General features: G+C 34.1%; 19 protein-coding genes and 1 CRISPR repeat array. Of the genes, 9 read left to right on the forward strand and 10 right to left on the reverse strand.

Annotated elements, in window-relative coordinates; all coding sequences use genetic code 11:
• Positions 1-27 precede the first annotated feature (27 nt).
• Positions 28-1,218 carry a site-specific integrase gene (locus NBG71_RS08550; RefSeq protein WP_250916773.1) on the forward strand — a complete coding sequence of 397 codons (1,191 nt, stop codon included), beginning with the start codon at positions 28-30 and terminating at the stop codon, positions 1,216-1,218.
• Positions 1,219-1,329: 111 nt separating this feature from the next.
• Here the strand turns inward: NBG71_RS08550 and NBG71_RS08555 are convergent, their stop codons facing one another.
• Positions 1,330-3,186, reverse strand: a complete 1,857-nt coding sequence (locus NBG71_RS08555) for a DUF2357 domain-containing protein (protein WP_250916774.1) — start codon at positions 3,184-3,186, stop codon at positions 1,330-1,332.
• An 11-nt stretch (positions 3,187-3,197) separates the two neighbouring features.
• Positions 3,198-5,747 (reverse strand): DUF8727 domain-containing protein, encoded by a 2,550-nt coding sequence (locus NBG71_RS08560; protein WP_250916775.1) that lies wholly within the window; start codon positions 5,745-5,747, stop codon positions 3,198-3,200.
• Positions 5,748-6,506: 759 nt separating this feature from the next.
• Between NBG71_RS08560 and NBG71_RS08565 the strand changes: the two genes are divergently transcribed.
• Entirely contained in the window at positions 6,507-6,860 is a 354-nt protein-coding gene (locus NBG71_RS08565) for a hypothetical protein (RefSeq protein WP_211838486.1), read from the forward strand.
• 68 nt (positions 6,861-6,928) lie between these two features.
• Here NBG71_RS08565 and NBG71_RS08570 read toward each other — a convergent pair whose 3' ends face one another.
• The 3 genes from NBG71_RS08570 to NBG71_RS08580 form a co-directional block, all read right to left on the reverse strand.
• Positions 6,929-7,207, reverse strand: a complete 279-nt coding sequence (locus NBG71_RS08570; RefSeq protein ID WP_211838487.1) for a hypothetical protein — start codon at positions 7,205-7,207, stop codon at positions 6,929-6,931.
• A gap of 112 nt (positions 7,208-7,319) precedes the next feature.
• A CRISPR array of direct repeats spans positions 7,320-7,587; the repeat unit is 28 nt; unit sequence TTTCTAAGCTGCCTATGCGGCAGTGAAC.
• A 374-nt stretch (positions 7,588-7,961) separates the two neighbouring features.
• A complete protein-coding gene (locus tag NBG71_RS08575; protein WP_211838488.1) occupies positions 7,962-8,849 on the reverse strand; it encodes a PhzF family phenazine biosynthesis protein in 888 nt (295 codons plus the stop codon).
• Positions 8,850-8,939: 90 nt separating this feature from the next.
• Positions 8,940-9,518, reverse strand: coding sequence for a phosphoglycerate mutase family protein (locus NBG71_RS08580; protein ID WP_075673651.1), 579 nt, complete (start codon positions 9,516-9,518; stop codon positions 8,940-8,942).
• 507 nt (positions 9,519-10,025) lie between these two features.
• Here NBG71_RS08580 and NBG71_RS08585 point away from each other — a divergent pair.
• The 5 genes from NBG71_RS08585 to NBG71_RS08605 all read left to right on the forward strand — a co-directional run bounded on the left by NBG71_RS08585 (position 10,026) and on the right by NBG71_RS08605 (position 18,009).
• Complete coding sequence (locus NBG71_RS08585; RefSeq protein ID WP_099659345.1) at positions 10,026-11,576, forward strand: methyl-accepting chemotaxis protein; 1,551 nt, start codon at positions 10,026-10,028, stop codon at positions 11,574-11,576.
• Positions 11,577-13,503: 1,927 nt separating this feature from the next.
• The gene (locus tag NBG71_RS08590) at positions 13,504-15,030 is read left to right on the forward strand and encodes an L-lactate permease (protein WP_075670936.1); all 1,527 of its coding nucleotides are present in this window, start codon (positions 13,504-13,506) and stop codon (positions 15,028-15,030) included.
• 119 nt (positions 15,031-15,149) lie between these two features.
• A complete protein-coding gene (locus tag NBG71_RS08595; RefSeq protein WP_099659343.1) occupies positions 15,150-15,869 on the forward strand; it encodes a (Fe-S)-binding protein in 720 nt (239 codons plus the stop codon).
• Between the two features lie 12 nt (positions 15,870-15,881).
• Positions 15,882-17,303: a LutB/LldF family L-lactate oxidation iron-sulfur protein gene (locus NBG71_RS08600; protein ID WP_075670932.1), complete on the forward strand. Its 1,422-nt coding sequence runs from the start codon at positions 15,882-15,884 to the stop codon at positions 17,301-17,303.
• Between the two features lies 1 nt (position 17,304).
• Positions 17,305-18,009: a LutC/YkgG family protein gene (locus NBG71_RS08605; RefSeq protein ID WP_075670930.1), complete on the forward strand. Its 705-nt coding sequence runs from the start codon at positions 17,305-17,307 to the stop codon at positions 18,007-18,009.
• A gap of 123 nt (positions 18,010-18,132) precedes the next feature.
• Here the strand turns inward: NBG71_RS08605 and umoC are convergent, their stop codons facing one another.
• Complete coding sequence (gene umoC / locus NBG71_RS08610) at positions 18,133-18,537, reverse strand: UmoC family flagellar biogenesis regulator (protein WP_250916776.1); 405 nt, start codon at positions 18,535-18,537, stop codon at positions 18,133-18,135.
• A 456-nt stretch (positions 18,538-18,993) separates the two neighbouring features.
• Here umoC and NBG71_RS08615 point away from each other — a divergent pair, with 456 nt between their 5' ends.
• Positions 18,994-19,338 carry a DMT family protein gene (locus NBG71_RS08615; protein ID WP_075670926.1) on the forward strand — a complete coding sequence of 115 codons (345 nt, stop codon included), beginning with the start codon at positions 18,994-18,996 and terminating at the stop codon, positions 19,336-19,338.
• A 408-nt stretch (positions 19,339-19,746) separates the two neighbouring features.
• The gene (locus NBG71_RS08620) at positions 19,747-20,130 is read left to right on the forward strand and encodes a YkgJ family cysteine cluster protein (protein WP_099659342.1); all 384 of its coding nucleotides are present in this window, start codon (positions 19,747-19,749) and stop codon (positions 20,128-20,130) included.
• 474 nt (positions 20,131-20,604) lie between these two features.
• Here NBG71_RS08620 and NBG71_RS08625 read toward each other — a convergent pair whose 3' ends face one another.
• The 4 genes from NBG71_RS08625 to NBG71_RS08640 form a co-directional block, all read right to left on the reverse strand.
• The gene (locus NBG71_RS08625) at positions 20,605-21,183 is read right to left on the reverse strand and encodes a DUF1287 domain-containing protein (protein ID WP_075670922.1); all 579 of its coding nucleotides are present in this window, start codon (positions 21,181-21,183) and stop codon (positions 20,605-20,607) included.
• Between the two features lie 214 nt (positions 21,184-21,397).
• On the reverse strand, positions 21,398-22,564 hold the full coding sequence (locus NBG71_RS08630; protein ID WP_075670918.1) for an MFS transporter: 1,167 nt from the start codon (positions 22,562-22,564) through the stop codon (positions 21,398-21,400).
• Between the two features lie 399 nt (positions 22,565-22,963).
• Positions 22,964-23,821: an alpha/beta hydrolase gene (locus tag NBG71_RS08635; RefSeq protein WP_250916777.1), complete on the reverse strand. Its 858-nt coding sequence runs from the start codon at positions 23,819-23,821 to the stop codon at positions 22,964-22,966.
• Positions 23,822-23,935: 114 nt separating this feature from the next.
• The gene (locus NBG71_RS08640) at positions 23,936-25,975 is read right to left on the reverse strand and encodes an IreA family TonB-dependent siderophore receptor (RefSeq protein WP_075670914.1); all 2,040 of its coding nucleotides are present in this window, start codon (positions 25,973-25,975) and stop codon (positions 23,936-23,938) included.
• Positions 25,976-26,114 lie beyond the last annotated feature (139 nt).

Consider the following 26,114-nt stretch of genomic DNA (forward strand, 5'->3'; position numbering starts at 1 on the left):
CTGGATTGATATAATTGAGGTAAATAAATGGGCAAGAAAAAACAAACAAAATACCCATTGCCAAGAGGTGTGACTATTCGCCAAAATAAAATTAAAGAAACACTTATTATTACATTCACTTATAAAGGAGTTCTTTGTAGAGAACCTCTCTCTAGGTTAGAGATAAACAGCAAAAATATTAAATATGCAGAAAGGCTACTCGCAGAAATTCAGAATAATATCGAAAAAAACATTTTTAACTATTCAAAGTATTTTCCTAACTCTAAAAAATTAAATTTATTTGGTGTTAATAATCACGAAAAAAGGGTTATTGATTATCTAGAAGAGTATTTAGTTATTTGTGAAACTCGAAATTTATCACCATCAACAATTAATGGTTACAAAAAATGTAAAAGTGCCTTATCAGATTTGCACCAATTGCATGTTTCATCACTCACTCCTGCGATCCTAAAAAATTGGATACAAAAGCAAACTACTGTATTAAAAACTATTCGTAATCAGTTATCTTTTTTACGAAGCTCACTAGATGAGGCCATTACTGATGGGATTGTATCAATTAACCCAGTGAGACTTATATCGGCATCAAGATACCAATCAAAAAATAATGGTGCTGAAAGTAACTATATTGTTGACCCATTATCACCAAAGGAAGTTTCTGCTCTGCTCACTGCGGCAAGATATGAACAATGGAAAAACTTATTTCAATTTGCCATTAATACTGGATTAAGAAGCTCTGAGTTATGTGCATTGAGATGGAGTGATATTGATTTTTTAGAGAATACAGCACATATACAGTCCGCCAGCGTTGTCGGTGTTATTAAGAAAACCAAAACTAAAGCCGGTACTAGAAAGATTGAATTGAATAGCGAAGCCCTAAGCGCTCTGAATGACCAAAAACAATTCACGTTCATGAAGGATGGCGTAATTTTCGAAGACCCAAAAACAAATAAAGCCTGGGCAGGTGCTGACGCAATCAGGAAGAAAGCATGGGTACCAACGCTGAAGAAAGCAGGTATTCGATATCGTAATCCTTATCAAACTAGGCATACATTCGCCACACGTCATATAAGCCAAGGAACCAACTTGTTTTGGCTAGCAAAACAAATGGGGCACAAAGGTCCCGAGATGTTGTTTCGACATTATGGGGGCTATCTTAAAGAGTATGACGGTAATACAGCTTATAATATTAAGTATCAACATTTGCCCTCAGCTAATTAACGCTCTCTTTTATCAGCAACTATATGAATATAAAATGCCCTGAGATAAAGTAACTCGGGGCATGTTTGAATTAATATTATCCTTTATCATGTAAGATTTAGAATTATTATCTTACGCCAGAGCAGTATTTAGAGAATAAATATTTTTATTAATTTCATTAAGTTGTCGCATAGTGAGGTCAACTACCTTCAGTAATGTATTTTCAAATTGACTATTACCAATAAATTCATCACCAGGAGAAATTGAACCACATAATAAAAATGGTAGGGCAGGTTTTTCTGAAAAAATATCAAAATTGCTATGATGAAAATCTCTTACTTTTGATTCTTCATCAGGATTTAGTATCATTAATCCTGTAATTATATTTTTAACATTTGAAATAGAGTGAAGTCCATGCAAATACTTAAGAGTTAAGTCAGGGAGGTATTGAGTAAATGCTTTATCAGAATATGTATACTTTGCATCTAAAATAATATATTTTCCATTATTGTAATCATCATTTATTTTAATGACAAAATCTGGTGATCTATTTGAAAATCGACTAGAACTAGAACGTTTTGATACTTTTCCATTATAAGTAGTCCACCCCTCAGTATTTACAAGGCCTCTAAAATCAACTTTAGGATGATTAACCATCCAATACTTTGGTTCATAAAACAAACTCAACCTTAGACCTTTTTCAATATTAATGCTAAATATTAATGATTCACTTACAGATTCATTTGAAAAGTTAGAGTTATACTTTTTTTCTAAAATAGCCTTAATATAGAATAAAGAATAATATTCAAATAGCTTTGGAATACTCTGAATTGACAATAGTTCTTCTTGCACACTCCAATCTGGACTCCCAAAACGATACCAATCGACTATTTTTTTAAATAGTGATAAATATAAGGGATTCTTTTTTGCTTTCATCGTAAATGTAGGTATACCTACAATATGTTTTTTCAATGGTATTTTTTCAGTCAGCATTCTCTTTATAGAATGAAGATTAGCTAAAATAGATTTACATTTTAATATTTTCCTCTGATTAATGCTCTTTTGAAAACGTTGAATTTGACTAAAAAAACTAATATATCCTAAAGGTGTTTCATTTGATTTATTAATTTTCCCTTCAGGTATTTCAAAACCAAAAAGTAACCTTGATGCTGTCTGAATCAGAGTATTTATAAAACCATAAATTACCTGATTTTCATAAACATCTGAATCTTCCGTTGCCTTATGCTCAATTAATTTCCCTGCTATATATAAATTATCATTATATTCTAAAATAGCGTGATCAATACTGTCAGTTTCAGAAAGTTCATCTATATTGTTACAAAGCCATGATAGTGTGAGATCATCGACATTAGTGCTATCATTAGGATAAACATATTTTCCTATAGTTGATAATTTAGTAATTGGCCTATTAATTATTTTTTTTACCAATATTGATGTGTTTTCTGTAATATTTTCAATTTGTTCAAGTAAAATTTCCGCGGGAGTATCTCCATGTTTATAACCCGCTTGTCGACGAGTTACTCTAAAGAAAGAACATAGTACTTCATTATCAACTCCAGCTAAAAATGAAAGCATTTTTTCCACACGCTCTGCATTTATTTTTCTAGCTAGAACTTCTATTGCTTGAAAGTTAAATATTTCGATTTTTTCTTCAATTTTCAATTCTAAAGCTAACTCAGCAATACCATAATAATTATGAAAAAAGCATTCATAGTTGAACTTCCCTAATCTTCTAGGTTGCCATTTATAAATCCACAAGTCATCACGCTGTTCAATCACTGTGGGTTGCATTTCATTTTCATATAAAAGTAAAGATACTTTATCGTAAAATAACTTGCTAGAAAATGATATTTCAATAGCTTCATCTTCAAGAATAAAAATAGCTGACTTACATTTAGATTCAACTAAGGATAATTCAAAAGCGTCACCTTGACGCTTTCCTCCTAAAATTGATATTTTAATTTTCATCTAATTCATCCTTAAAAATATGAATACGATTCACTATATATATCGCCATTATTTATTATATTTTTTAACGTTGCCTTAGATAAATTTAAATCAAGTTCAACTAGCTTTTGTTCAAGATTATGTAATCTTTCTTTAAAACCAGTTCCATACCCTTCAATCAACGGTAAAATATGCTGATTAATAGCAAAATCTAACGGTTGAATCCTTAACCCTTCAATTTCATTTGCCACATGACAATATCGTTTTATAGCATTATATTTTCTTTGGCTAACTATTACAGATGTTGTTCTATTAATTGGAGCTCTTAAAATTTCAATGATTTGCTCTAGTGAATTTTCCTCTTCAGTAGTAAACGAAGATTCATATAAACTAACATCAAAACATTCTTCAAAAGATTCGTTATGTATAGCGCCATCAAAATCTATAGTTTTTAACAAATTAGATTTAAAATCCAAATTATGATTCAAACCTATTACAGGAACACGGTCTATCAATCTAGGGGATAAACGCTCTGTGGATGCATCATTATTTATAGTTGCAATAAAACGTACTCCCTTGGAAACTTTTATGTATCGTTCTTCATCTGAAGGTATACCCAAATCAATTTTTCTATTCCTACCTTCAGGATCACACATACTTAAAAAGTCAGACCAATAATGTTCAACACTAGAAAGGTTTGCCTCATCTAATAAAATTAACTTCAGATAATCTTGATTATGATCGCTTTTCAAAAATTCATAAAGTCCTGTTCTTGCAGGCTGATAAACATCTTTTAACGAATTATAAAAACCCAATATATCTCTACTAGAAACCCAAGCTCGCCCTACAGAAATATTAATAAAGTTACTTGTATTATGTATGTTTTCTTCATTAGTCAACCCCATACTTTGTGCAAGTCTAATTGCTGTAGAGGTTTTACCTGTACCTGGAGGGCCTGCTAATATAGTCATAAATGATTGATTTAGGCAAATAAGTAAATTAGACATTTCATCAAATGAGAAATTTTTACCATTATCGTTACTAAATGAGTCTATTAAATAATTTATATAATCTTTTCTATTATCTTTTGTTAATTTTACTGTCGATGGCACTATTTTTGTTTTGTATATATTGGGAGAACTCTCTTTATTTCTCCCCCCATTTAATAATGTAGTTAACGTTTTAATTTCAACAGCTTTCTCCAATAATTGAGGAGAATTTAATGTTGCTTTTTTAAGGCTAATAGTTTTTTCAACAGCCTCTTTTTCTTTATCTAGATCTTCCTTTAACCTTTTAAGATAATTTATCTCTGAAATGAGTGAATTATAATCATTTACTCTTGATAAAGTTGAATAAAAAGCCTCAAGCTTTTGGCTTGAATCAATTATTTTGCTCTCTAAAGCAGTATTTTCTTCTGTTAATGCTTGTTGTTTCTGTAGCAGGATTTTATGTGCATCTTCTGCAGTTTGCTTCTTTATTCTTTCTATTTCATCTTTAGCTTTTAACTTTTCCGCCTCAACATTTTTTATTTCAAAATCTAACTCTGACTTTTTATTTGAAATGAGCCGCTCTAACTCATTAAGTTCCTTATCTAATTTTATTTTTTGAATTTTTGTTACTTCTTCCAGTTCCTCTGATTTTTGTTTCACCAATAAATCTTTATTTTTAGAAAAATAATTGTCTAAATAAAGCCTTCCATCTCGACTTTCAGCCAAAAATTCTTGAACTATTTCCTGGCCAAATGGACTAGAATCTAAAAAATCACCTAACAGTTCTTTAAGTCTTATCAATCGTTCACTATTCTCTAGAACTTTATTTTTTTTTACATATTCATCAATGCCTAGCGATAACTTTTGGGCTTCGCTTTTTCCTAATGGATTTTTGTTTTTAGACACTCCGTTACCAAAACCATTTTTGGTAAAATATGATACTAAACGAGTATCTGATATATAATCAACTTGCTCATAAGGTAGAATTGAAATATCCTTCAAATTATTTATATAATTTTTATTTTCCCCTTTGATACTCCACTCAGAAATCAATTTATTTGCGACTATACTTTTTAATTCTATTTTTGCAATGTGGTCTTGTTTTAATTGTAATGGAGATGGTGTTGATAATGGTGATAATTGCCAGTTGTTATCTTGTTTAGATGCCTTGAATGGACCATAAATATAATCATCATTTTCTACAAAAAATTGATTGCTCGATGCATCAATGTCATGGTTAATATAACCAGTTTTAATATCAGGAAGTTCAGATTTTATAATTGGTATAAAATAATTTCGTTCAAGTCTCTCTACTTTATTCCCCAATCCAAAATGTTTTTGATATCTAGAATTATTTTTCCAATCATCATCGTTACTTTCATAAAATTCAGTAAGAATAAAAAGCTCATCATTACCAAATTGTTGACTAATATTTGTAAATCCTTTTGATATAAATATTCCACCATTGGGAAAATCGTTAGGGTTTATTTTTTCATACTCTCCACTTTCATTTATATAAGCAACAGGAATAACTAATCCCATATCAGGGTTAGATATATAGTTTTCTTCTTTAATAACTAATACTCTATTCATAACCACTCTTCATTACAGTAATTAAACTTGATAATAACATTTTATATAGTTTACAAAAGTTATCATATTGAAATATTAAAAGTCATTAAGACTTACACTGTTTATTTTATTCCAATAAATTATAACTAAAACATTATGTTCTATCTTCAAATAACTTAGTCATAATATCATTATTCTAGCTTATAGCTACCGTGTTTCATCCATACTGGACTTACATATCATAATTTAATTTTATGTGCTATCTATATCGAATTGAATAATTTTATTTAGAATTGATATTAGTTATCAATGATGCTTAAAAACTTTTACAATTTATATAGTTAGTATAATTTCGAAAAAGAAAAACTAGCTATTAGCTATTAGCTATTAGCTATTAGCTATTAGCTATTAGCTATTAGCTATTATTATTTTTTTTATGAGAATAACAATAAGATTTAATACACAATCAATTTAGAACAAAATGTAGAGTGTGTGACCTCAATATGCACGTCTGCTACACATGATTGAAGCCTCATCAAAATACCCATTAATAATCAATAAATTAAAAAATTACAGATGCGGGTTCAACTCCCGCCAGCCCAAATTTGGTGGGTCAGTGATAGGACAACGTTTTCAAAAACAAGAAGTTAGCGAAATCATTAAAACTACACACTGACACAGATAGGACTCTAAATCATACGCAAATCGTACGCGGATTATTTAGAGTTCAAAAAGGCTCACTTCGGTGGGCCTTTTTATTAAGATCGACAAGGGTGAAAAATGAAAACGTCAGAATTAATTAAGAAGCTACAAGAAATAGATAAAACTGTACCTTTTGATGCTGACATTGTTACTGGTGATGACTGGCTCCCTTGTGGCGTTGAAAATGTTTACCACGCCCCACCAAATACATATATTCAATTTAACTCCTATGATGCCGACGAGATGTGGGGAGACCCACAAGAAAATAATAGGCGTACATCTATTGTCGAGCTATCAGCACGAGTTAGCGAAATAAATAATATAGTAAAAATGATAGAGTCCAACCCTTCAATTACAGCCTTGGATATAATAAAAGAATTAAATTTCAGATCTAAACGAATGTCAGAAATGGCTAATTTATTGAAAAAATAAAGCAGTGCCAGTGATCGAATTATATATTCAATCAGTTATCAATTTCTGGTGTCTTATTGGTGTTTTGATTAACTCTTATCATACCCTTTAGTTTTTTTATACCTATTTTCAGCTTGAATAAGATATTCTTTAACTTTCCTTATTGTACTTTTTATCTCATCATCTGAAAGATCACTCCCTAAACTATAACTACGAAAATCTTGAATTAAAAAAGGCAGTGCTATTTCTATAGTGGCGTTTCTTTTCTGTATATTTTCCATATACCAAATAAATATCCTTGCTTTATCTTCATATTTAATAATTTTATTTTCTCTATAGTTTTTTAGTACCAAAAGAAACTTTTCCATCTCACGCATTCTCACGTTATAAATGGATTGCTCTAGCATCTGTACACGAACGGAAATAAAACATCCGGGATGCAGTGAGCCCTTAACCCTGAAAAACAATCTCTCCTCTATATTTCTAAGCTACCTATGCAGCAGTGAACATCACCTTATTATTTTCGGTGATTTGATTATGTTTCTAAGCTACCTATGCGGCAGTGAACAACAGGTCACAAAGTTTGAAGATTTTAAGGAGTTTCTAAGCTGCCTATGCGGCAGTGAACATTCACTTTGGACGTGAATATGGTGGGCTGTTTTTCTAAGCTGCCTATGCGGCAGTGAACGTGGCGCCCATGTGATAGAGATTTCTGTCACATTTCTAAGCTGCCTATGTGGCAGTGAACAATAGTATTGTCATAGAAAAACAAGATACAACAAGGTGTTAGCAACATTTAGCTATTTTTACCTTGCTTAAAACAGCAAAATGTAACCATCTGTTTTTGTTATCGTTTTTAAAGAACAAAATAAAAGGGTTAATTATTGAATATACTTAAGTCAAAACCAAAGTTCAACGTTCCGGGTACTTTCACAAAAACCACCTACGCATTTTCTGCCATAAAATCTATTTAATGAAAAATCAAATCACAGAGCGAACAATAATAAAAATTCAAGAAGCAATAAATACGTTGTTTTTATATAAATACTTAAAAACACAAAGGCCCTAGATTTCATACTAGAGCCTATTAAGAATAACTTGATATAAAATACTGCGAGTAATTTAAAGGGTAATAATCTTCAAGCCTATCGTTGTCGCTTTTCCGCCCACTCTCACTCGACTAATCGTATTTTCCGTTGAATCAATAATAACGTGAATAAGAGAGGAGCATTGCATTGCACGCCCTTGCTCTAATAGAAAATGTGTTTTATGAGGGAAAACATGCTTAACAAGATAACAACCTAAAGCGCCACTAGAGCTCCCAGTTGCAGACTCTTCATTGATACCATATAAAGGCGCAAAATTGCGACAATGAGCAGTAATTTCTTTATCTTGGCTAAGCTCGAAAACATGAAAACCGATAGTATTAAATTCACGACTTAGATTTGCTATTGCATCAAAATTAGGCTTTAGCATATCTAATTGCCCAAATTGTACGGGGATCAAAATATCGGGTAATCCCGTTGAAAATATTTCAATGGGTAAGCCGGTTTCTAAGATAACTTCGCGATTTATTCCCAGCGCAGTAGCCACATCGTCGACACTTGGAGCTTGTCGTGAAACGGGTAGTGTTTGCTCCATAACAACATTTTCAGTATCAATCGCTACGCTTAAAATACCTGCTTTCGTTTTTTGTGTGTAATGGCCAGAAGCCAATAAGTTGAGTGAAGATAAAGTGAAAAAGACGGCTAATGTAGCATGACCACAGAAATCAACTTCTCCTTCAGGAGTGAAAAAATCAACTTTAAAATCAGTCTCTTCGCCTTGATAAACAAAGGCCGTTTCAGAAAAGCCGACTTCTTTAGCGATAGCAATTTTCTGTTCATCACTTAATAGAGGAGGATTAAGTACTACGCCAGCAGGATTACCACCTTTATTATTTCGAGTAAATGAGTTTACAAGGCGTACTTTGATCTCGTGCTCTACTGAGCGTATAACTTTATTTTGCATATATTACTCGCATTGCTTCACATAGCATCAAGCCTGTGTGTAAAAATAAAATCTATCTTATTTTTAAGTATTAAATAAAATATCCATTAATTATGGACAATCTTCCGACACGCTATCTAAACCTTGCTGTTTTTGTTCAAATATGACGCTTTTCTTATCGCCCTCTCGGATAATTTTTAAGATATAGATACTATCAAAATCACTACTTTTCCATTTAGGTATTAATTTAGGATCACCACCCTCTTGTTTCATGATATCTCGTGCAACTTTAACTAAATTATCGTGCTCCCATGCAATAAAAATAACTGAATTCTCATATTGCTGACTGAGCAGATCTTCGCGTAATTCTTTTATCTCTTTAGCATGATATTGAAGATGGATAGGCAATGAAGTTTTAATGGCGATAGGAGAAATCGTTTGAAGTGAACGTAATGAATTACCTAATTTACTTTGTTTAGGTGCTGCTGCAAATAATGCATCAGGTTTGCCAAATTGATTTATAAGCACATCGGGTAGTGCTAATGCTCTATTTAATCCTTTACAGGTCAACTGCCCACTATCATTATCAGGCTTTTCGCCATGTCTTATAAAGACAAGGGTTTGATCGGAATACGCCATATGACTAAATCCTAAAATAAATATGCTCAAAAATATAAATACACTGCGCATACAGCGTTATCTTTAAGTCGATTGAGTCTAAGAAATATAGAGTGTTAAAACACATCTCACATTAACCATAAACTCACCTGTTTTAAGTCATCCAGTTTATCACAACCAAAAGTATTTCAGAGGTGAGCAAGTCTTAGATAGTGTGCATTTAGCCATTCTTATAATCTCTTTACCTTTATTCTACCTTCTAAACATCTCAAAATTAATTAACAAATATTAAAACCGCTCAAACAATTGTTAACGGAAAATAAAGGATCTCTTTAATTTTTCATTACTTTAAGCTTAATTTTATAAAGTTGAATGAAACTTAAATACTAAGCACATTTAGATAAAAAAAGGGAGGAGATCTCTTTTTAACAATAAAAATAGTGTGTTAAAAATCAATGCAAGCCTTTTTATCTCCCTTTATTTAGTTTAATGACTAAAGTTCTGTCACTGCTTACCGATACTGTTTGTTCTTCAATAAGTTACTAATACTTATTAATTATTATTTATCCAGGGTTAAGCATGTTCTTTAAAAATTTTAAAATTCGTACAAAACTAACTATCGCATTTACAACGTTTGTGATGTTAATTATGTTGGGTTCCGGTTTCGCATTAATGGGTTTAAACAGTGCGAATCAAGATATTCATGATGTCGTTGATGATATCTATCCAGCCACAGTCAAAGCCAATTTACTGATTAATAATTTCAATGAATTTATTATATTCCAGCAACTCACTATGCTTGATGAGCAAGGAAGTTTAGCGGCTGAGCAAGAGAGCAAAAAAGCAGAGATCACCGCTAAAGTTGCACAATTGCTGAAAGAATTAGATGAAACCACACACGATGCTGAGTCCAAAAAAATCTTAGCTGAGGTTTATGATATTCGTCAGCAATATATAACCTCTCAAAACTTTGTTGTGAAGGCATTTAATGAAAATAACAGACACGCCGCAGTCAATGAACTGATCACGAAAACTTCCGCTATTCAGTTAAAGTATCGCGATAAAATATTAGAGTTTATTGAATTGCAAAATAAAAAGATGAATGAGGCTGGCGACGCTGTTGAACATGATTTTATTGAAAAAAGGATATTTTTAGTATTATTAACCCTCGCCAGTATTATTGTAGGCAGTATTTTAGGATGGTTTATTACTAAAGGGATCACTCTCCCATTAGAGAAGGCAATCAACTTTGCAAAAGCCATTGCAAATGGTGATTTAACACAAGAAGTGAAGACTGATTATCATGATGAAGCAGGAATATTATTACGAACCCTTGCAGAAATGAAAATGCACCTATTAGATGTTGTGCAAAATGTACAAAACGGTGCTGAAAATATTTCGTCAGCAGCAGAGCAAATTACTGCTGGTAGCCAAAACTTAGCGGCAAGAACAGAAGAACAAGCAACATCAGTAGAAGAAACAGCAAGCTCAATGGAGCAAATGACCTCAACTGTTAAAAACACCGCAGATCATACACATGATGCGATTAATGTCGCTGAAAAAACTGAAATCGCTGTGCACCATAATGGCGAAATGATGCTCCAGCTGACAGAAAAAATGAGAGCAATTAATAGCTCGTCATCTCAAATGACAGATATTATTAACTTAATTGATGCCATTGCATTCCAAACGAATATTCTTGCACTAAATGCTGCGGTTGAAGCCGCTAGAGCAGGTGAACACGGTAAAGGTTTCGCTGTTGTTGCTGGTGAAGTCAGATTACTGGCACAAAAAAGTGCAGACTCCGCTAATGATATACGCACTCTTATCGATAATTCATCAACTCAAACACAAGAAGGCATGGAATTAGTTGAGCAAGCTGGCTCACAAATCCAAAAAATGATCACCGATGTTGAAGATATCAGCACATTATTACGAGAAATTGGGCAAGCAAGTAATGAGCAAAGCGATGGTATATCACAAATCAATAATGCTATAAGTCAGCTTGATTCAACAACGCAACAAAATGCAGGATTAGTAGAAGAATCTGTGGCTGCTGCGAATTCACTTAATGAACAAGCATTGAATCTAAATAAATTAGTAAATTACTTCCAAATCCATCGAGCCTGATCCAGGCATTCATTAAATGACGATAAAGGTCACTCAACACTATATTTAAGTGACCTTTACATCAACAACGTTCTTAAGTAGCCAAAAAAATAATAGATCACCTCGAAAATGCATACTTATTAAACATAACTAGTATGTAAAAATAGCCCTAGTCCGGCTAAGCTTAGTCTTTACCCCCTATTCGTACACACTAAAAAAGGAACCTAGCTCACACTTTGGTTCTTTTTTTTATCTGTAACAACGTCGGTAATAAAATGTAAACAATTTTACCAATATCAGACAAACTGTTTGTATTTTCCAACTTATTTCAGAGGTAATGGACAGCGTCAAATGTTAAATCCTAAAACATCGCTAACATAATCGCTGATTTCCGTTATCAAAACAGGGCTATTTAATGATGAAAATAATCTTTTCACTATTAATGTTCCCATAATAATCTTGGAATAATGCTACTTATTGTGAGGCAAGCTTATAACGCTAAAAAGAGACAGCAATACATTCACTCGCTAAAGAAAACATTTCACTAGAGATTATTACGTAGTTAAAACAAAAACAATTATCTCCCCATTCACTTTTTAGCCACTTTTTTTCCTTTCCATTTTTGTATGACAATTATCAAAGTGAAATTAATATCTCATCGAAAAATGAGACTATAACTTCAAAAATATTTCATAACGTATCTTTGTTCTATAACAATCAACTTGAACACCTTAAAAAAGGTGAAAAATATCCTCAAATAAATATTTGTCTATTATTAGAAATAATTTATTTCACACTTTCTGAAGTATAAAAAAGAAAAAAAATAAATTTTTTATTTTTATCGACACGATCAAGATCACTTTACCTACACCTTTAGCTACATAAAATTAGAAAGAACTATTCTCATTCACTATTTATCTCACTCATCACATTTTCATTATCTACCTGATTTGTATTACAATTAATATTAGCAACAAACCTAGCAATTGCATGACCCTAGAGGTAAAAAGAAGTCAATCATTGATGATAAAATCATATTGTTATTTATTTAAACATTTAATATAAAAATATTAGTTTTGTATAATTAAAATTATTAAATTAAAGGATAATAAAAGGAAGCAATAATAATTAATTATAATTTTATAATGGGTGAAAATATTTACGCATTAGAACAAACAAAGAAAATTATATTTTTTATTTCAAAAAAACATGCAAGAAAAAAAATAAAAACAAGAAAAAACAAATTAAATTCAAATATAAAAAACGAAAAATAAAATAGAATAACAAGACATTAAAGATAAAATAGAATAAAACATAAAAAATAAGGAAAAATGTTATAAAAGTAAAATAATAAAAAGTTAAAATAATTTAAAAGATTAAATTTAGAATAATTAAATATTAAAATAAAAAAATTTTAGTCTATTTGTTAATTAAATAGCCACCAAAATAATTCATTAGTTTAATTTATGTATATTTTAGGTGCCGATAGCCATTTTTATCATCAAAAATGGCATTTTAGACTTAAGTTCATCTTTTTATTACATAGCTAAAACTATCAATATCGCTCTTTTTTTCATCTAAAACCAATTTGATAACAACATTAGCAATCCAATTACATTGATGAACATCAAAAAATACGACAATTAACAAGCAAATAATGAGAAAAAAGGATTTTTTTTATATTTGTCACACAATTGATTTTATTCTATTACATCTCAATAAATATTCCCTACAATAGCCAACTAATCTAACCTGACAATTTCCTAAGTGATGATATCTTTCATTGTTTAGGTTAGTAACTATCTTTTTTTATTTATGATTTATCGTTTCAGCAAAGTAGAGCTTTAATAAAACCTAGTACCCTACACAATTATATAATGAGCAACTTATAGGTTTGCTAACGCAGTTATAAACGATAAAAATTGCAAACTTAAGGATAAAAATAATCATGTCAGACTACTTATCATTCTTATTAGGCATTGTGCCTTTAGCGGTTTTGATTTTTATGATCTTAAAAATGAAATCAGCCGTTCACCATGCTGTGCTTGTATCTTTAGTGATAACTGTTGCACTTGCTATTTTCCATTGGAACAACACCATTCAATTTGCTTCTGTCTCTGTCCTTTATGGTGCAGTTAAAGGTTTGTGGCCGATAATCATTGTTATTCTTGCTGCTATTTATAGTTATAACTTAATGTTAAAAACAGGTGGCATGGATGTACTTAAAGATGTATTGGCTGGCATTAGTGATGATAAGCGAGTACAGGTTCTGCTTATCTCATGGTGTTTTGGTGGCTTTCTTGAAGCGGTTGCGGGTTATGGTACTGCGGTTGCCATTCCTATCGGTATTTTAATTGCACTCGGATTTGATCCTTTTAAAGCAGCCGTTGCCTCTTTAGTTGCCAATACTGTCCCTACCGCGTTTGGTGCAGTTGGTATTCCAGTTTCTATTTTGGCGCAAAATACAGGCCTTGATGTATTAGTACTGAGTAAAACCATTATTATTCAGTTGGGATTATTCAATATCTTGTTACCTTTCGTTATTGTTGCCATTGCGGGTGGTGGAATTAAAGCGATTAAAGGTGTCGGATTTATTACCTTAATGTGTGGTATTAGTACACTAATCCCTCAATATATCGTTGCTGCTAATTTAGGTGCTGAATTACCAGCGTTTGCAGGTAGCTTAGTCAGCTTAATTGTGGTTATTTTCCTTGCTAAACGCATGAAAAACAGTGGTGACAAACAAAAAAATGTCAAAAAGCACACTGGGAAAGAGTTGTTAGTAGCAAGTTCTATTTATCTGTTTACCTTTATCTTTATCTTAGCGTGCTCACCTTTATTTCCTGCGATCCAAAGCATGGCGGGCGCGATTTCCACAAAGATCCCGTTTGTATTAAGTGAAACACAAACGGAATATCAGACTATTGCTTGGTTAAGTACTCCGGGTGTATTGATTATTCTCGCAAGCTTTGTGGGTGGTACCATTCAAGGTGCAAGTATTTCAACACTGATCTCTGTTCTGGTTAAAACCACTATCCAACTGAAAAATTCCATTATTGCCATCACGGCAATCGTAGCGATGGCAACTGTTATGGATTTCAGTGGCATGATTGGCAGTATTGCTGAAACCTTAGTCGATTTCACGGGTGCGGGCTTTATCTTTATTGCTCCAGTGATCGGTGCATTAGGAACCTTTGTAACAGGTAGTGACACCAACTCTAACGTGCTGTTTGGTAAGTTACAAACCAGCGCGGCAGCTAAACTTAATATTGATCCATTCATTCTGGCCGCGGCCAATACCTCTGGTGCAACGGGCGGTAAAATGATTTCACCGCAAAGTATCGCCATTGCTGTTTCAGCGACAAAAATGGATGGTCAAAGCAGTGCCATTATGCGTGAAACCTTAAAATATTGTATTGCTTATATAATTATTCTTGGCGCAAAAATTGGCATTATTTATCACCTAATGAACTAATTAATAAGGAAAAGGGAGCGTGTTTACTCCACTCCCTTCTCCTCTTATAACAAAGCAATAAAAGAATTTTATCTTTAGTAAAAATGACAACATCTGAGCGATGTTTTGGAGTTCGATTAATGAAAGTTAATTTTTATGCGACCTGTCTTGGTGATGTTCTGAAAGCCGATTCAGCCCGAGACACAGTCTTGTTACTTGAAAAATTAGGCTGTGAAGTCTTATTTCAAGAACGCCAAGGTTGCTGTGGTCAGCCAGCGCTTAATAGCGGTTATGTAAATAACGCGAAACCTGCCATGAAATCGTTAATTGAAACATTGGAAGTGAACGACTATCCCATTATTTCACCCGCTGGCTCTTGTACTTATGCCATTAAAGGTTATCCAACTTATCTTGCTGATGAACCTCAATGGGCATTACGGGCACAAGGTGTTGCCGATCGCCTTATTGATTTAACCAGTTTTATTGTTAACACCCTTGGCGTTGTTGATGTTGGCGCTCGCCTTCCGGGTAAAGCGGTTTATCACCCATCATGCAGTTTAACCAGAAAGCTAGGTGTTGTAAGTGAGCCTTTAACGCTGTTAAAACATGTTGAAGGCCTTGAAATGTTGCCTTTTGCAAATTCAGAAACCTGCTGTGGCTTTGGGGGTACCTTCTCCGTGAAGATGTCTGAAATTTCGGGTGAAATGGTGACTGAAAAAGTAAAACATATTATGGATGTGAGCCCTGATTATGTCATTGGTGCTGATACAAGCTGCTTAATCAACATTCAAGGTCGTTTAAGTCGTGAAAAGCGTCCTGTAAAAGTGTTGCATATTGCACAAGTTTTAATGAGCCAATAAGGGAGCCTGCTTATGTCTATCAAAACCAGTGATATAGATTTCAGACCTCGTCTAGAACATGAAATGAAAGACACAATCATGCGTAATGCGGTTGTTATGGCGCAAGAACGTATTGGGGCTAACCGTCAAATCATGGTGAAGGAGCTAGGTAATTGGGAGGAATGGCGTGATCGCGCTGAACAAATCCGTAACCATGTTCTTGAAAATTTAGATGCTTATCTCTATCAATTGTCTGAAAAAGTGACAGAAAACGGAGGCCATGTTTATTTTGCCAAAACAGCAGAAGATGCCTCTCGTTATATTTGTGAAGTTGCCAAGAAGAAAAATGCGAAGAAGATTGTAAAATCTAAATCCATGGTCACCGAAGAAATTGGGATGAATAAAGCCTTACAAAATGAAGGCATTGAGATCATTGAAACTGACCTAGGTGAATATATTCTTCAATTGGATAACGATCCACCGTCGCATATCGTGGTTCCTGCGATCCACAAAGACCGTTATCAAATTCGTAAAGTATTAAATGAAAAACTCAATTACGAAGGTAGTGAAACACCGGAAGATATGACGCTTTTCATTAGACAACGTATTAGACAAGATTTCCTTTCTGCTGATATTGGTGTCACAGGCTGTAACTTTGCTGTGGCTGAAACAGGTACTGTCTGTTTAGTCACCAATGAAGGTAATGCAAGGATGACCACGACATTACCTAAAACCCACATAGCAGTTATGGGTATGGAACGTGTGGCTCCTACTTTTGAAGAAGTCGATCCACTGATAACCATGTTATGTCGTAGCGCCGTTGGCTCACGTTTAACTAGTTATAACACTTGGGTAACAGGGCCTCGTGAAGCAGGCAATGTTGATGGCCCTGAAGAGTTCCATTTAGTGATTGTGGATAATGGTCGTTCTGAAATTTTAGGCTCACAATTTAAAGATATTTTACGTTGCATCCGCTGTGGTGCTTGCCTAAATACATGTCCTGCTTATCGAAATATTGGTGGTCATGCTTATGGCTCAATTTATCCGGGCCCAATTGGTGCGGTAATTTCACCACTATTAGGGGGTTATAAAGATTTCCACGATCTCCCTTATGCATGCTCATTATGTAATGCTTGTAATGTGGTTTGCCCAGTCAAAATTCCTTTAGCTCAGTTGATTTTAAAACATCGTCGAGTGATGGCTGAAACCGGTTTAACACCGAAAGCAGAGCGTCGAGTCACTGGTATGTTTAACTACCTCAATTCACACCCAGCTCTTTGGAAAGTGGGTATGAATGTCGGTGCGAAAATGGCGGGATTAATGATCAAAAATGGTTCTACACCAATCAAAATAAGTGTTCTAAATGATTGGATGGAATCGCGTGATCTTCCTAAACCAGATGGTTATAGCTTCCGTAGTTGGTTTAAACGCCATAAAGCAGAAGGAAAAAAATAATATGTTAAACGAACAAAACCGTAATGAATTTCTGCAAACTATTGCTGAAAAATTAGGGCGCCCTATTGCGCATAAGCCACAGCCACAACCTACACCGATTAATGATTTAGCGAAAACTCGCTTAACTAATTTGACTCAAGATGAACTATGCAAAGAGTTTACTGACTTTGCACAGACTCAAATGGTGAAATGTGTTGTTACTAAACCTGATGAAGTTATTAATAGCCTAATTGAACTCTGTGAAAGTTATGATTGTAAAGGCTCAGTGGTAATAAGTGGTGATGAGCGTTTAGATGCACTAGGAGTCACAAAAGCGGTTAGCGAAAAATACGAAACCTACATTTGGGATCCAGCTCTCGGACGCGAAAACATTGTTTATGCTGAACGCTCGCAAATCGGGATTGTTTATGCTGAAGCGGGTTTAACGGAGTCTGGTGGGATTGTTTTATTTTCGTCCCCAGAAAAAGGGCGTGCCGTTAGTTTATTACCTGAAACCTCAATTGTTATCCTACGTAAAAGCGATATTTTACCCCGCGTGGCACAAATTGCTGAGCGTCTACATAAGATGGCGCAAGAAGGCGTGAGAATGCCGTCTTGTATCAATTTAATTGGTGGTGCAAGTTCTACTGCAGACATTGAATTGATTAAAGTATGGGGGGTTCATGGCCCTGTTCATGCGGCTTATCTTATTATTGAAGATTGCTAATTCAAAATAAAATAACATTAAAACGATAACAAAATAACTAACAGTCAGAGTCAATCATTGACTCCTAAATCAAACCCAAAAGATAAGTTAATCGCTTTTGGGTTTTTCTCTATTATTCGCCAATTAATTATTCAATAAAATTTTTGCTCTCCATTGATTTAATTTTATTTCGCATGCTAACAAAACATCTCCAGCCCCTGATCCCCCCATTAATAATGCGGATTGTCGTTGACATTCAGCACTTCGAAATTGAATAAAATGCTGCTGAGAACTGGCTAATGCATCAATGGCACTTTTTGCAGCAACAGAATCAGTATCTTCAAGATCACTCTTACTTTTGTCATAAATGACATTCATTTGCTGCTCTGTCAGTTTTAATTCATCCAGTAAACAAGCCTGCACCGCTGTTCTCGGCTGATTTGCTGTCACTTCATAACATTTTGCTAAAGGATCGTATTTGCCTTGTGCCGAAGAGAAAAAACTAACTGTAAGTAAGCTACAAGAGATCAGAAATAAACTTATCTTCACGCGAACTCCTTATAGGAATTTATAATAAAATTTATACTCAACATAATGTATTAAATAACTAATATCACATCTATTAGTGCGAACAGCATCATTTTAGGATATATCGTATCTTACTCGATAAATTTAAATTTCAATCAAGTAATAATAAGAAAACATTATTAATGCCTTTTGGGTTTGAATCTATTTTTCTTATTTTTTATTGAAAAAATGTTATTTAACACAACATCCATAGATTAAAATTCAGCCAATAATTTTAAAAATAGATATTTATTACTTCAACTTTGTTTTTTGTTGATAAAATTACAAACTTTCTTATAGGGAAAGAAAGACCAACCTTTTAATTTTTGGCTATTTTTTTCTTATCATCACAATAGAAAATCTACTTTTTTTGCAGTAATCTCATACCTTTCTTATTGGCAATAATTTTGCCTAAAAACGACTCGTGGTATCTCCAATATGTTCTACAAATTTACGCCTATTATTCTTCTAATTATTTCCAACGTTTTCATGACGTTCGCTTGGTATGGCCATCTAAAATATGGCAATAAACCTCTTATTGTTGTCATTATTTTAAGCTGGTTGATTGCATTTGTTGAATATTGTTTTGCTGTACCCGCAAATCGTATTGGTCATAATTACTACAGCGCGGCAGAATTAAAAACCATACAAGAAGTGATCACATTAACTATTTTCGCTATTTTTTCGGTCACTTACTTGGGAGAAAACTTCACCTTAAATCATTTTATTGGTTTTCTTTTAATTGGTGCTGGTGCCTTATTTATTTTTAAAGGCCCCTTTTAGAAAAGCCTATTAGTAGATATCGTTAACTCGTTTTTTCAACGTTTCTTTATGCTTCTTTTATTATCGCCTTATCAAAATTGATAAGGCTTTTCTTTATCTAAAACCTGATATCATGATTATTTTTAATACTATTTATACTGTGGTTTTTACAGAGGACTAAATAGCACCATCGCTTACCATTAAGTCATATAGTCTACCTAGATAGATTTTCCAAAATAATAGTCTGTTTTGTAATAAATATATTCTATATACAGAAATATTTCTCTTGAAAAATATTTTTCATTCGGCGCATAATGATTGCTCTAAGAGAAGCATCGTTTCTCTGTCTTTTTTTTTGCTTCTCTTAAGCTACCGCACCCTTAAAACGTGCGTTTTATCCCTTTAACGTCAGATAAAATGGTATCTGGTATGAGCAAACATTCTAACGATTTTATTTATATGCAGGATAATCCCTGTATGCATTGTGGTGCTTGTTGCGCCTATTTTAGAGTTTCGTTCTATTGGGCAGAAATGGTAAGTGGTGGAGGGGTGGTTCCTGATGAATTAACAGAACCGTTAACGCCTTTTCTCTCTTGCATGAAAGGAACCAACTCTAAAAAACCGCGTTGTGAAAAACTGATTGGTGAAGTTGGAGAGTGTGTAAGCTGTTCTATCTACGAACAACGCCCTTCTCCTTGCCGTGAGTTTCAACAATCTTGGGTAAATGGCATTCCTAATGAAGCTTGTGATCGTGCAAGAGCGGCTTATGGTTTGCCTCCATTAACTCACACCATCTTGCCTCACACCGCGTAAGACATCAGAGGGGTTAAGCCCCTCCTGATCATTTAATACCATCCAATACATTTATTTTTATAAAAATAAAATTTAAAAACAAAAAATCATTATTAAATAATACGTTAGTTTGACTTTATTTTTAAATGACCTAGTATATAAGGTAATGTGTTAATAACATTTGTTTAGTGAGGTTTTTTATTTAAAAATAGCAATAAATTTGGAGGGCATTATGATCGGTAGCTCTTTTTTTATCCTTTTCCTTTCTTTTATCTGTTCTACTGCTGTCGTTAGTATGTTACTCGGTGGCTTAGAGGAATAATTATGAATATTTCTGATGAAAATATTCTCCCCCAGAAATAATGCCCATACTTAGATAAAATCGGTATGGGCATTATTTTACTTATTATTTAAATTCAGATTTATTTTACTGCTATTACTTCTATTTTATTTTCCACAAAAGACTGAACGCTTCAATTTTTCTTTTTCACCTATTTAGTAGGTAAAATGACCCGTTATTTTCCATGAAAATAAAACGTCTTCAGCAACTTGACCAAACCCGATATTATGCATAACTAGATAGCGTTGGTTATCCCCGCTTTTCTTATTTACTACAATCCCAATATGAGGCCGTCCATTATCTAAACGCCAGCTTACAATATCGCCTGGTACATAATCTTCTGCATTTTTTGTAATCGGTTTTACTTTTCCTTTTCGTGTGAAAAAGACTTCTAAATTAGGAACTCTACGGTGATCTATATTCGTATCAGGTTTATTTAACCCCCACATTCGTTTACTTGGGTAAGCTGAAAAATTTGCTTTAATATCTTCATGCAATAATTTTTGTAAATCGATATCAATGCCACGATAGCTACGAATGATCACATCACTACATACCCCTTTATAGGCTGGTACATCTCCCATTGGGTAATCTATTTTACGATAATCAGAGTCGTAAAATACGGCTCTTGGTAAATCAGCAGCGTACTCCACCAGCTTTTTATTTTGTTCTGAGGTTATCGCTTGGGCACTTGAAAAAGGCATAGTGAGTAAGAGTAAAATGCTAATTTTCATTATATTCACTGAGTATTCTCCATGAAAAAGTTAAATCCATTATTTACGAAAGAAATGACATTATCTGTTTATACTGATAAAACACAGTATAAAAATATAAGGGAAGTCTTAATTCTTTTTAGAGTAGATATAAAAAACCGAGCCACCTTTACGGTAAGCTCGGCTGATAAATAAGAGAAAGAAAGTAAGAAAGAGAACAAGTAAGAAAAACGGTTTAGTTCAACACAATATGACTTTTACGACGTAAACTTGCAAAGAGCATGTAAATTGCCGTCACTAATAACACTACAAAGAAGAAATTCATAATGCCGTTATTGGCTTGCGCCATAAACATACCCGCCCCTAAAGGCCCGATTGCAGAACCAATGCTATAACTTAATAGCATTACTTGTGTAATAGCGACAATATAGCTAGCATTCACATGATCACACGCTAATGTAATAGCGATAGGATAAAGAGCAAAAGAAGACATTCCTAATAGCGCCAGTGCAATAATAAGCACCATATAATCGCTAGAAAGATATGTCAGTCCCATAGCAAACACACCCACTAAACACATCATCGCTAATAACAGTGTTTTGCTTATCATCACAGACAATTTGCTAATAATAGGCTGAACCACCATGCCGCCTAAAATAATCGCCGCCATCAACACACCTATTTGGTCTGTTGTAAATTGCCCTTGATTTAAAGCCAATGGCATCATGCCATAAATACTGCCCATCACAACGCCAGACACCATACAGCCTACTAAAGCTGCTTTATTTAATCGGCTCATCTGCTTAAGTGACAAACTTTTATGATCATGCCCTTGTGGTTGCCCTTGTTTAAAAAACAAAGGTGGTAATACGGCGATTAATAGCAAAACTAATATCGCCATAAATGGGATAGCGCCCTGTGTACCAATTGCACCAATCGCCAATTGCCCTAATGTTGTGCCCCCATAAAGCGAGGTCATATAAAAACCTAAGCGTTTAGCTCGCTCTTTAGGATTATCGCCAATTAATAGCCATGATTCGACAACAACAAATATACCTGCAACCGCCATACCACCAATAAAACGGAAAACCATCCATGCTGATAAATAAGGCATTAAAGGCAATACACCGACAGTCACTGCCAGCAATAATAAAAATGCAACAAAAGAAAGACGATGCCCTATTCTTGCAATAATAGGTTCTATCATGACTGAACCTATTAATAATCCAATAAAATAAATACTTGCTAACCAACTGGCATAAAGTGTGTCCATTCCAAAACTGCTCATAGACAGTGGAATTAAACTCATTAAATAGCCTGACGCGATAGCAAATACCGTTAACCCAGCCACAGGTACTAATGTACTGTCGCCTTTGCGTACCAAAGTAGTGTTCTGTTTCACTACCCTCGTCTCCACAATCAAAACGGTTGATGATGCGCTGTTTTCTCGATGCCTGATAGAGGCTGTTCTTTTATCTAGGAAAGATAAAAGAAACAAAGGTGAAAACAGTGGATGGCGTCCCTAAATTCAGGAGACGCGAATATAGCGCTTAAATGATGATAAATAAAATTATAAAATCTAATGTCAGAAAACAATTTTATTTATATCAATCATGATTATCGTCTTTTTCTACCAAAAAGAAATAGCTCTAATCTGATATTTATTTTTATTAAAAGATAAGTATTTTTTATTAAGAAAATTACGAATAAATACGTATTAAATAAAAACTACAATAATAAATATTCATTACTATCCTATCATTACTCGATAGGATAGCTAAAAATAAAGGGATGTTTTTGTTTATTCTATGCTTTTTTCTAAAGCAATATTAATCGCATCAGGAATTGAACCCCCATGCCCTTTCCCCTCAAACAGATAAAACTCACACTGTTTTCCCGCGTCTGATAGATATTGGCATAACTGACGTTGTGTTAACCAACTACTACGCTCTTGATAATTTTTTTGTTGTTCTTCACTTAATCGACTTAAATCTGGACTTTCTTCTTTTTCACCCAAGGTTATTGTAATAGAAATATCATTAGGAATAGCCTGCCATTGCACTTTTTTCACCCATTCGCCTTTTCCCCACCATAATGACGGGCTTGCTGCGATATAACGTTGAAATGTTTCAGGATGATTGAATAAAACATAGAGGGTAAATACACCACCAAAAGAGTGACCAAACAGAGATTGCTGAGTAATAGAGACTTGTTCTTTGGCGAGTTCCTCTAACGTATAAGGCCTTACTTGCGTTAAGAAAAATTGATAAAAATTCTCTGCGTTTCCGCCTCGGCTAAATGCTTCACCTTTTACACTTGGTGTATAATCATGCGTTCTCTCTGTAATAAAGTAAGCTTTATCGCCCACATATCCCACACTGATAATAGCAGGCAGTGGTTTATTTTTCTGCTTTATGGCTTCGTTTATCATCAACGGAAACTGCGCATTTCCATCGACACTATAAATTAACGCTGTTTTAGTCGTATTTTTAGGGATAGCAAGAAAGAGGCGATATTGTTTTCCTTCATATGCCACTTCTTTATTTGTAATTTGATAATAAGAGTGAGCCTGAGACTCAATTTCAGGAACTTCTTGGTTAGGCCTAGCCTGAGCAACCGCAGATAACATAATCATTCCACATAACATTAGTATTCGCATAAATCAGATACTCTGTCGGTAATTTAAAAAATGAATCATTAGATGAAAATAATAGAGAGGCATAAAAAAATAAACCCCATATTTAATACGGGGTTTATGTTAATTTAGGCTCGATTAGAAGCTATATTTAATATTCGCCCAATAACGACGGCCTTCATCGACAACCCAGTTACCACCTTTATCATTTACAGCAGGGCCTGTTTCATCTGTAATATTTAATACCGCAAAGTTAAACATAGTATTTTTATTAAAGTTGTAGGTCATTCCTAAATCAAAGGTTGTGTAACCACTACGATAACGTGCACCAGTGTAACCGTTACGTTGTGCAGCCCAAATTTGCTTGCCCGTATAAGCGGTATTGGCATAAAAACTGGTTGCTTCATCAAACTGCCAATCCACACGCGCATTGGCGCTGTGCTTTGGGGTCATATCAAGCGGGTAGCCTTTTAATGACTCACCAGAAGCTAACTTTTCATCATCACTTTTACGTTCTGAATCAATATAAGTGTAGTTAGCATTAACATGCCAGCTTTCCGTAATTGGGAAACCAACCGCCGTTTCAATCCCTTTAATATTTGCTTTACCCACATTATCGTGTTGGTACAGTTTTAAACCTGTAATAGGATCTATTTCACCAGTATCGTAGTTCGTTAACTTATTTTTAAAATTGGTATTAAAGAAAGTCACACTTGCAGTAACACCATCCCCATTATCATAACCAATACCAATTTCTTGGCTAACAGAAGTTTCAGGTTTTAAATCACGATTACCATACATAATCGCACGACCTTTTTCTGTTGAAGTGCCATATTCAGGGCTGATTTCACGCAAACTTGGTGCTTTAAAAGCTTTCGCCACACCACCTTTTAACGTGAATTCATCCGTTAAATGATAAACGGCATAGGCTCTTGGGCTCCAGTGATTACCGTAATATTCGTGATCATCAAGACGCACACCACCTGTTAGTGCGAGATTATCTGTTACGCTATATTCATCTTCAAGGAATAGCGCTTTTTGATCTGCAGTAATAGTAGATTGCTTAACTTCTTTTCCACCAAGAGAAGATTCATCTTTTAAACGTGAATATTGATATTGCCCCCCAAAGGTCATCACATTTGAAGGTAAAAAAGCAGTAAATTTTGCATCAAAAACAGTATTGGTAATTTCAGGGCGACGTGCTTCGTAATATTTATAGCTATTCCCAGTTTCCTTATCAACCGCTTCTGTTTTTTGAATACGCTTAGTCTGTTCTTGGTAGACACTTAATTCAGAATGCAGAATATCAAATTGATTTTTATAAGTTAATGCCCAATGATTACGATCGTTATTAGTTTCCAGCATTTTATTTTTATCAAGACGCCCACCACGATTGGTAAACTCGCTCATGGATTTACCCGGTGTCGTTGTACGCTGTAACGTATTGCGACCCGCTTCTAATAAAATGGTCTGATTATCCGTCGGGGTGAATGCCAATTTCGCCGTAATATTTTTATTGTCATTACGGCCTTGACCATAAGTGATTTTATCTTCTGCACGTAAGTAGCTACTGCCGTAAAGCTGTAAGCCTAATTTATCTTCAATTAACGGCCCTGAAAGATAAAAATCACCATTAATAGAGTCACCTGCATCACGGTTGTGTTGCAGTGTACCGCCAAGTGCAACAGAGCCATGCCACTCTTTTGTTACTGGTTTCGTGATGATATTGATAACACCACCCATTGCATCTGAACCATACAGAGACGACATTGGTCCACGAATAACTTCTATACGTTCAATCGCATCTGCTGGTGGAATAAAACCGCCCTCATAACCGCCACTCCCGTTCGGACGTGACTCACGGCTATTTTGACGACGGCCATCAACAAGAATAAGTGTGTACTCGCCTGGTAAACCACGCATCGTGATTTCTTGTTTATTGGCATTACCATTAATGCTAACACCTTCAACACCTTTTACTGCATCCGCTAAATCATGAACGGGTTTCTTTGCGAGTTGTTCTTTGCTGATCACGGTGATACTTGCTGGTGCATCTGTAATTTGTTGAGCAAACCCTGATGCTGATACAACAAGTTTTTCTTCTTTGTTTTCTTGTGCATACAGCGGGTAAGAGGCAGATAAAATACAGGCTGTTAAAACACCCATTTTAAAGTTCATAGCAGTTCCCTGAATCAATAACAGTTATAGTAATGAGAATGATTAATATTATCTTAATCAAATAATCATGAGAATGCTTTTCTTTTCGTATTTGATGTTTTTTTTTAATCTGCATCAATGAAAATTGACGCTATTCAGA

Source organism: Proteus sp. FZP2095 (genome assembly GCF_023701425.1).
Taxonomy (GTDB): domain Bacteria; phylum Pseudomonadota; class Gammaproteobacteria; order Enterobacterales; family Enterobacteriaceae; genus Proteus; species Proteus cibarius.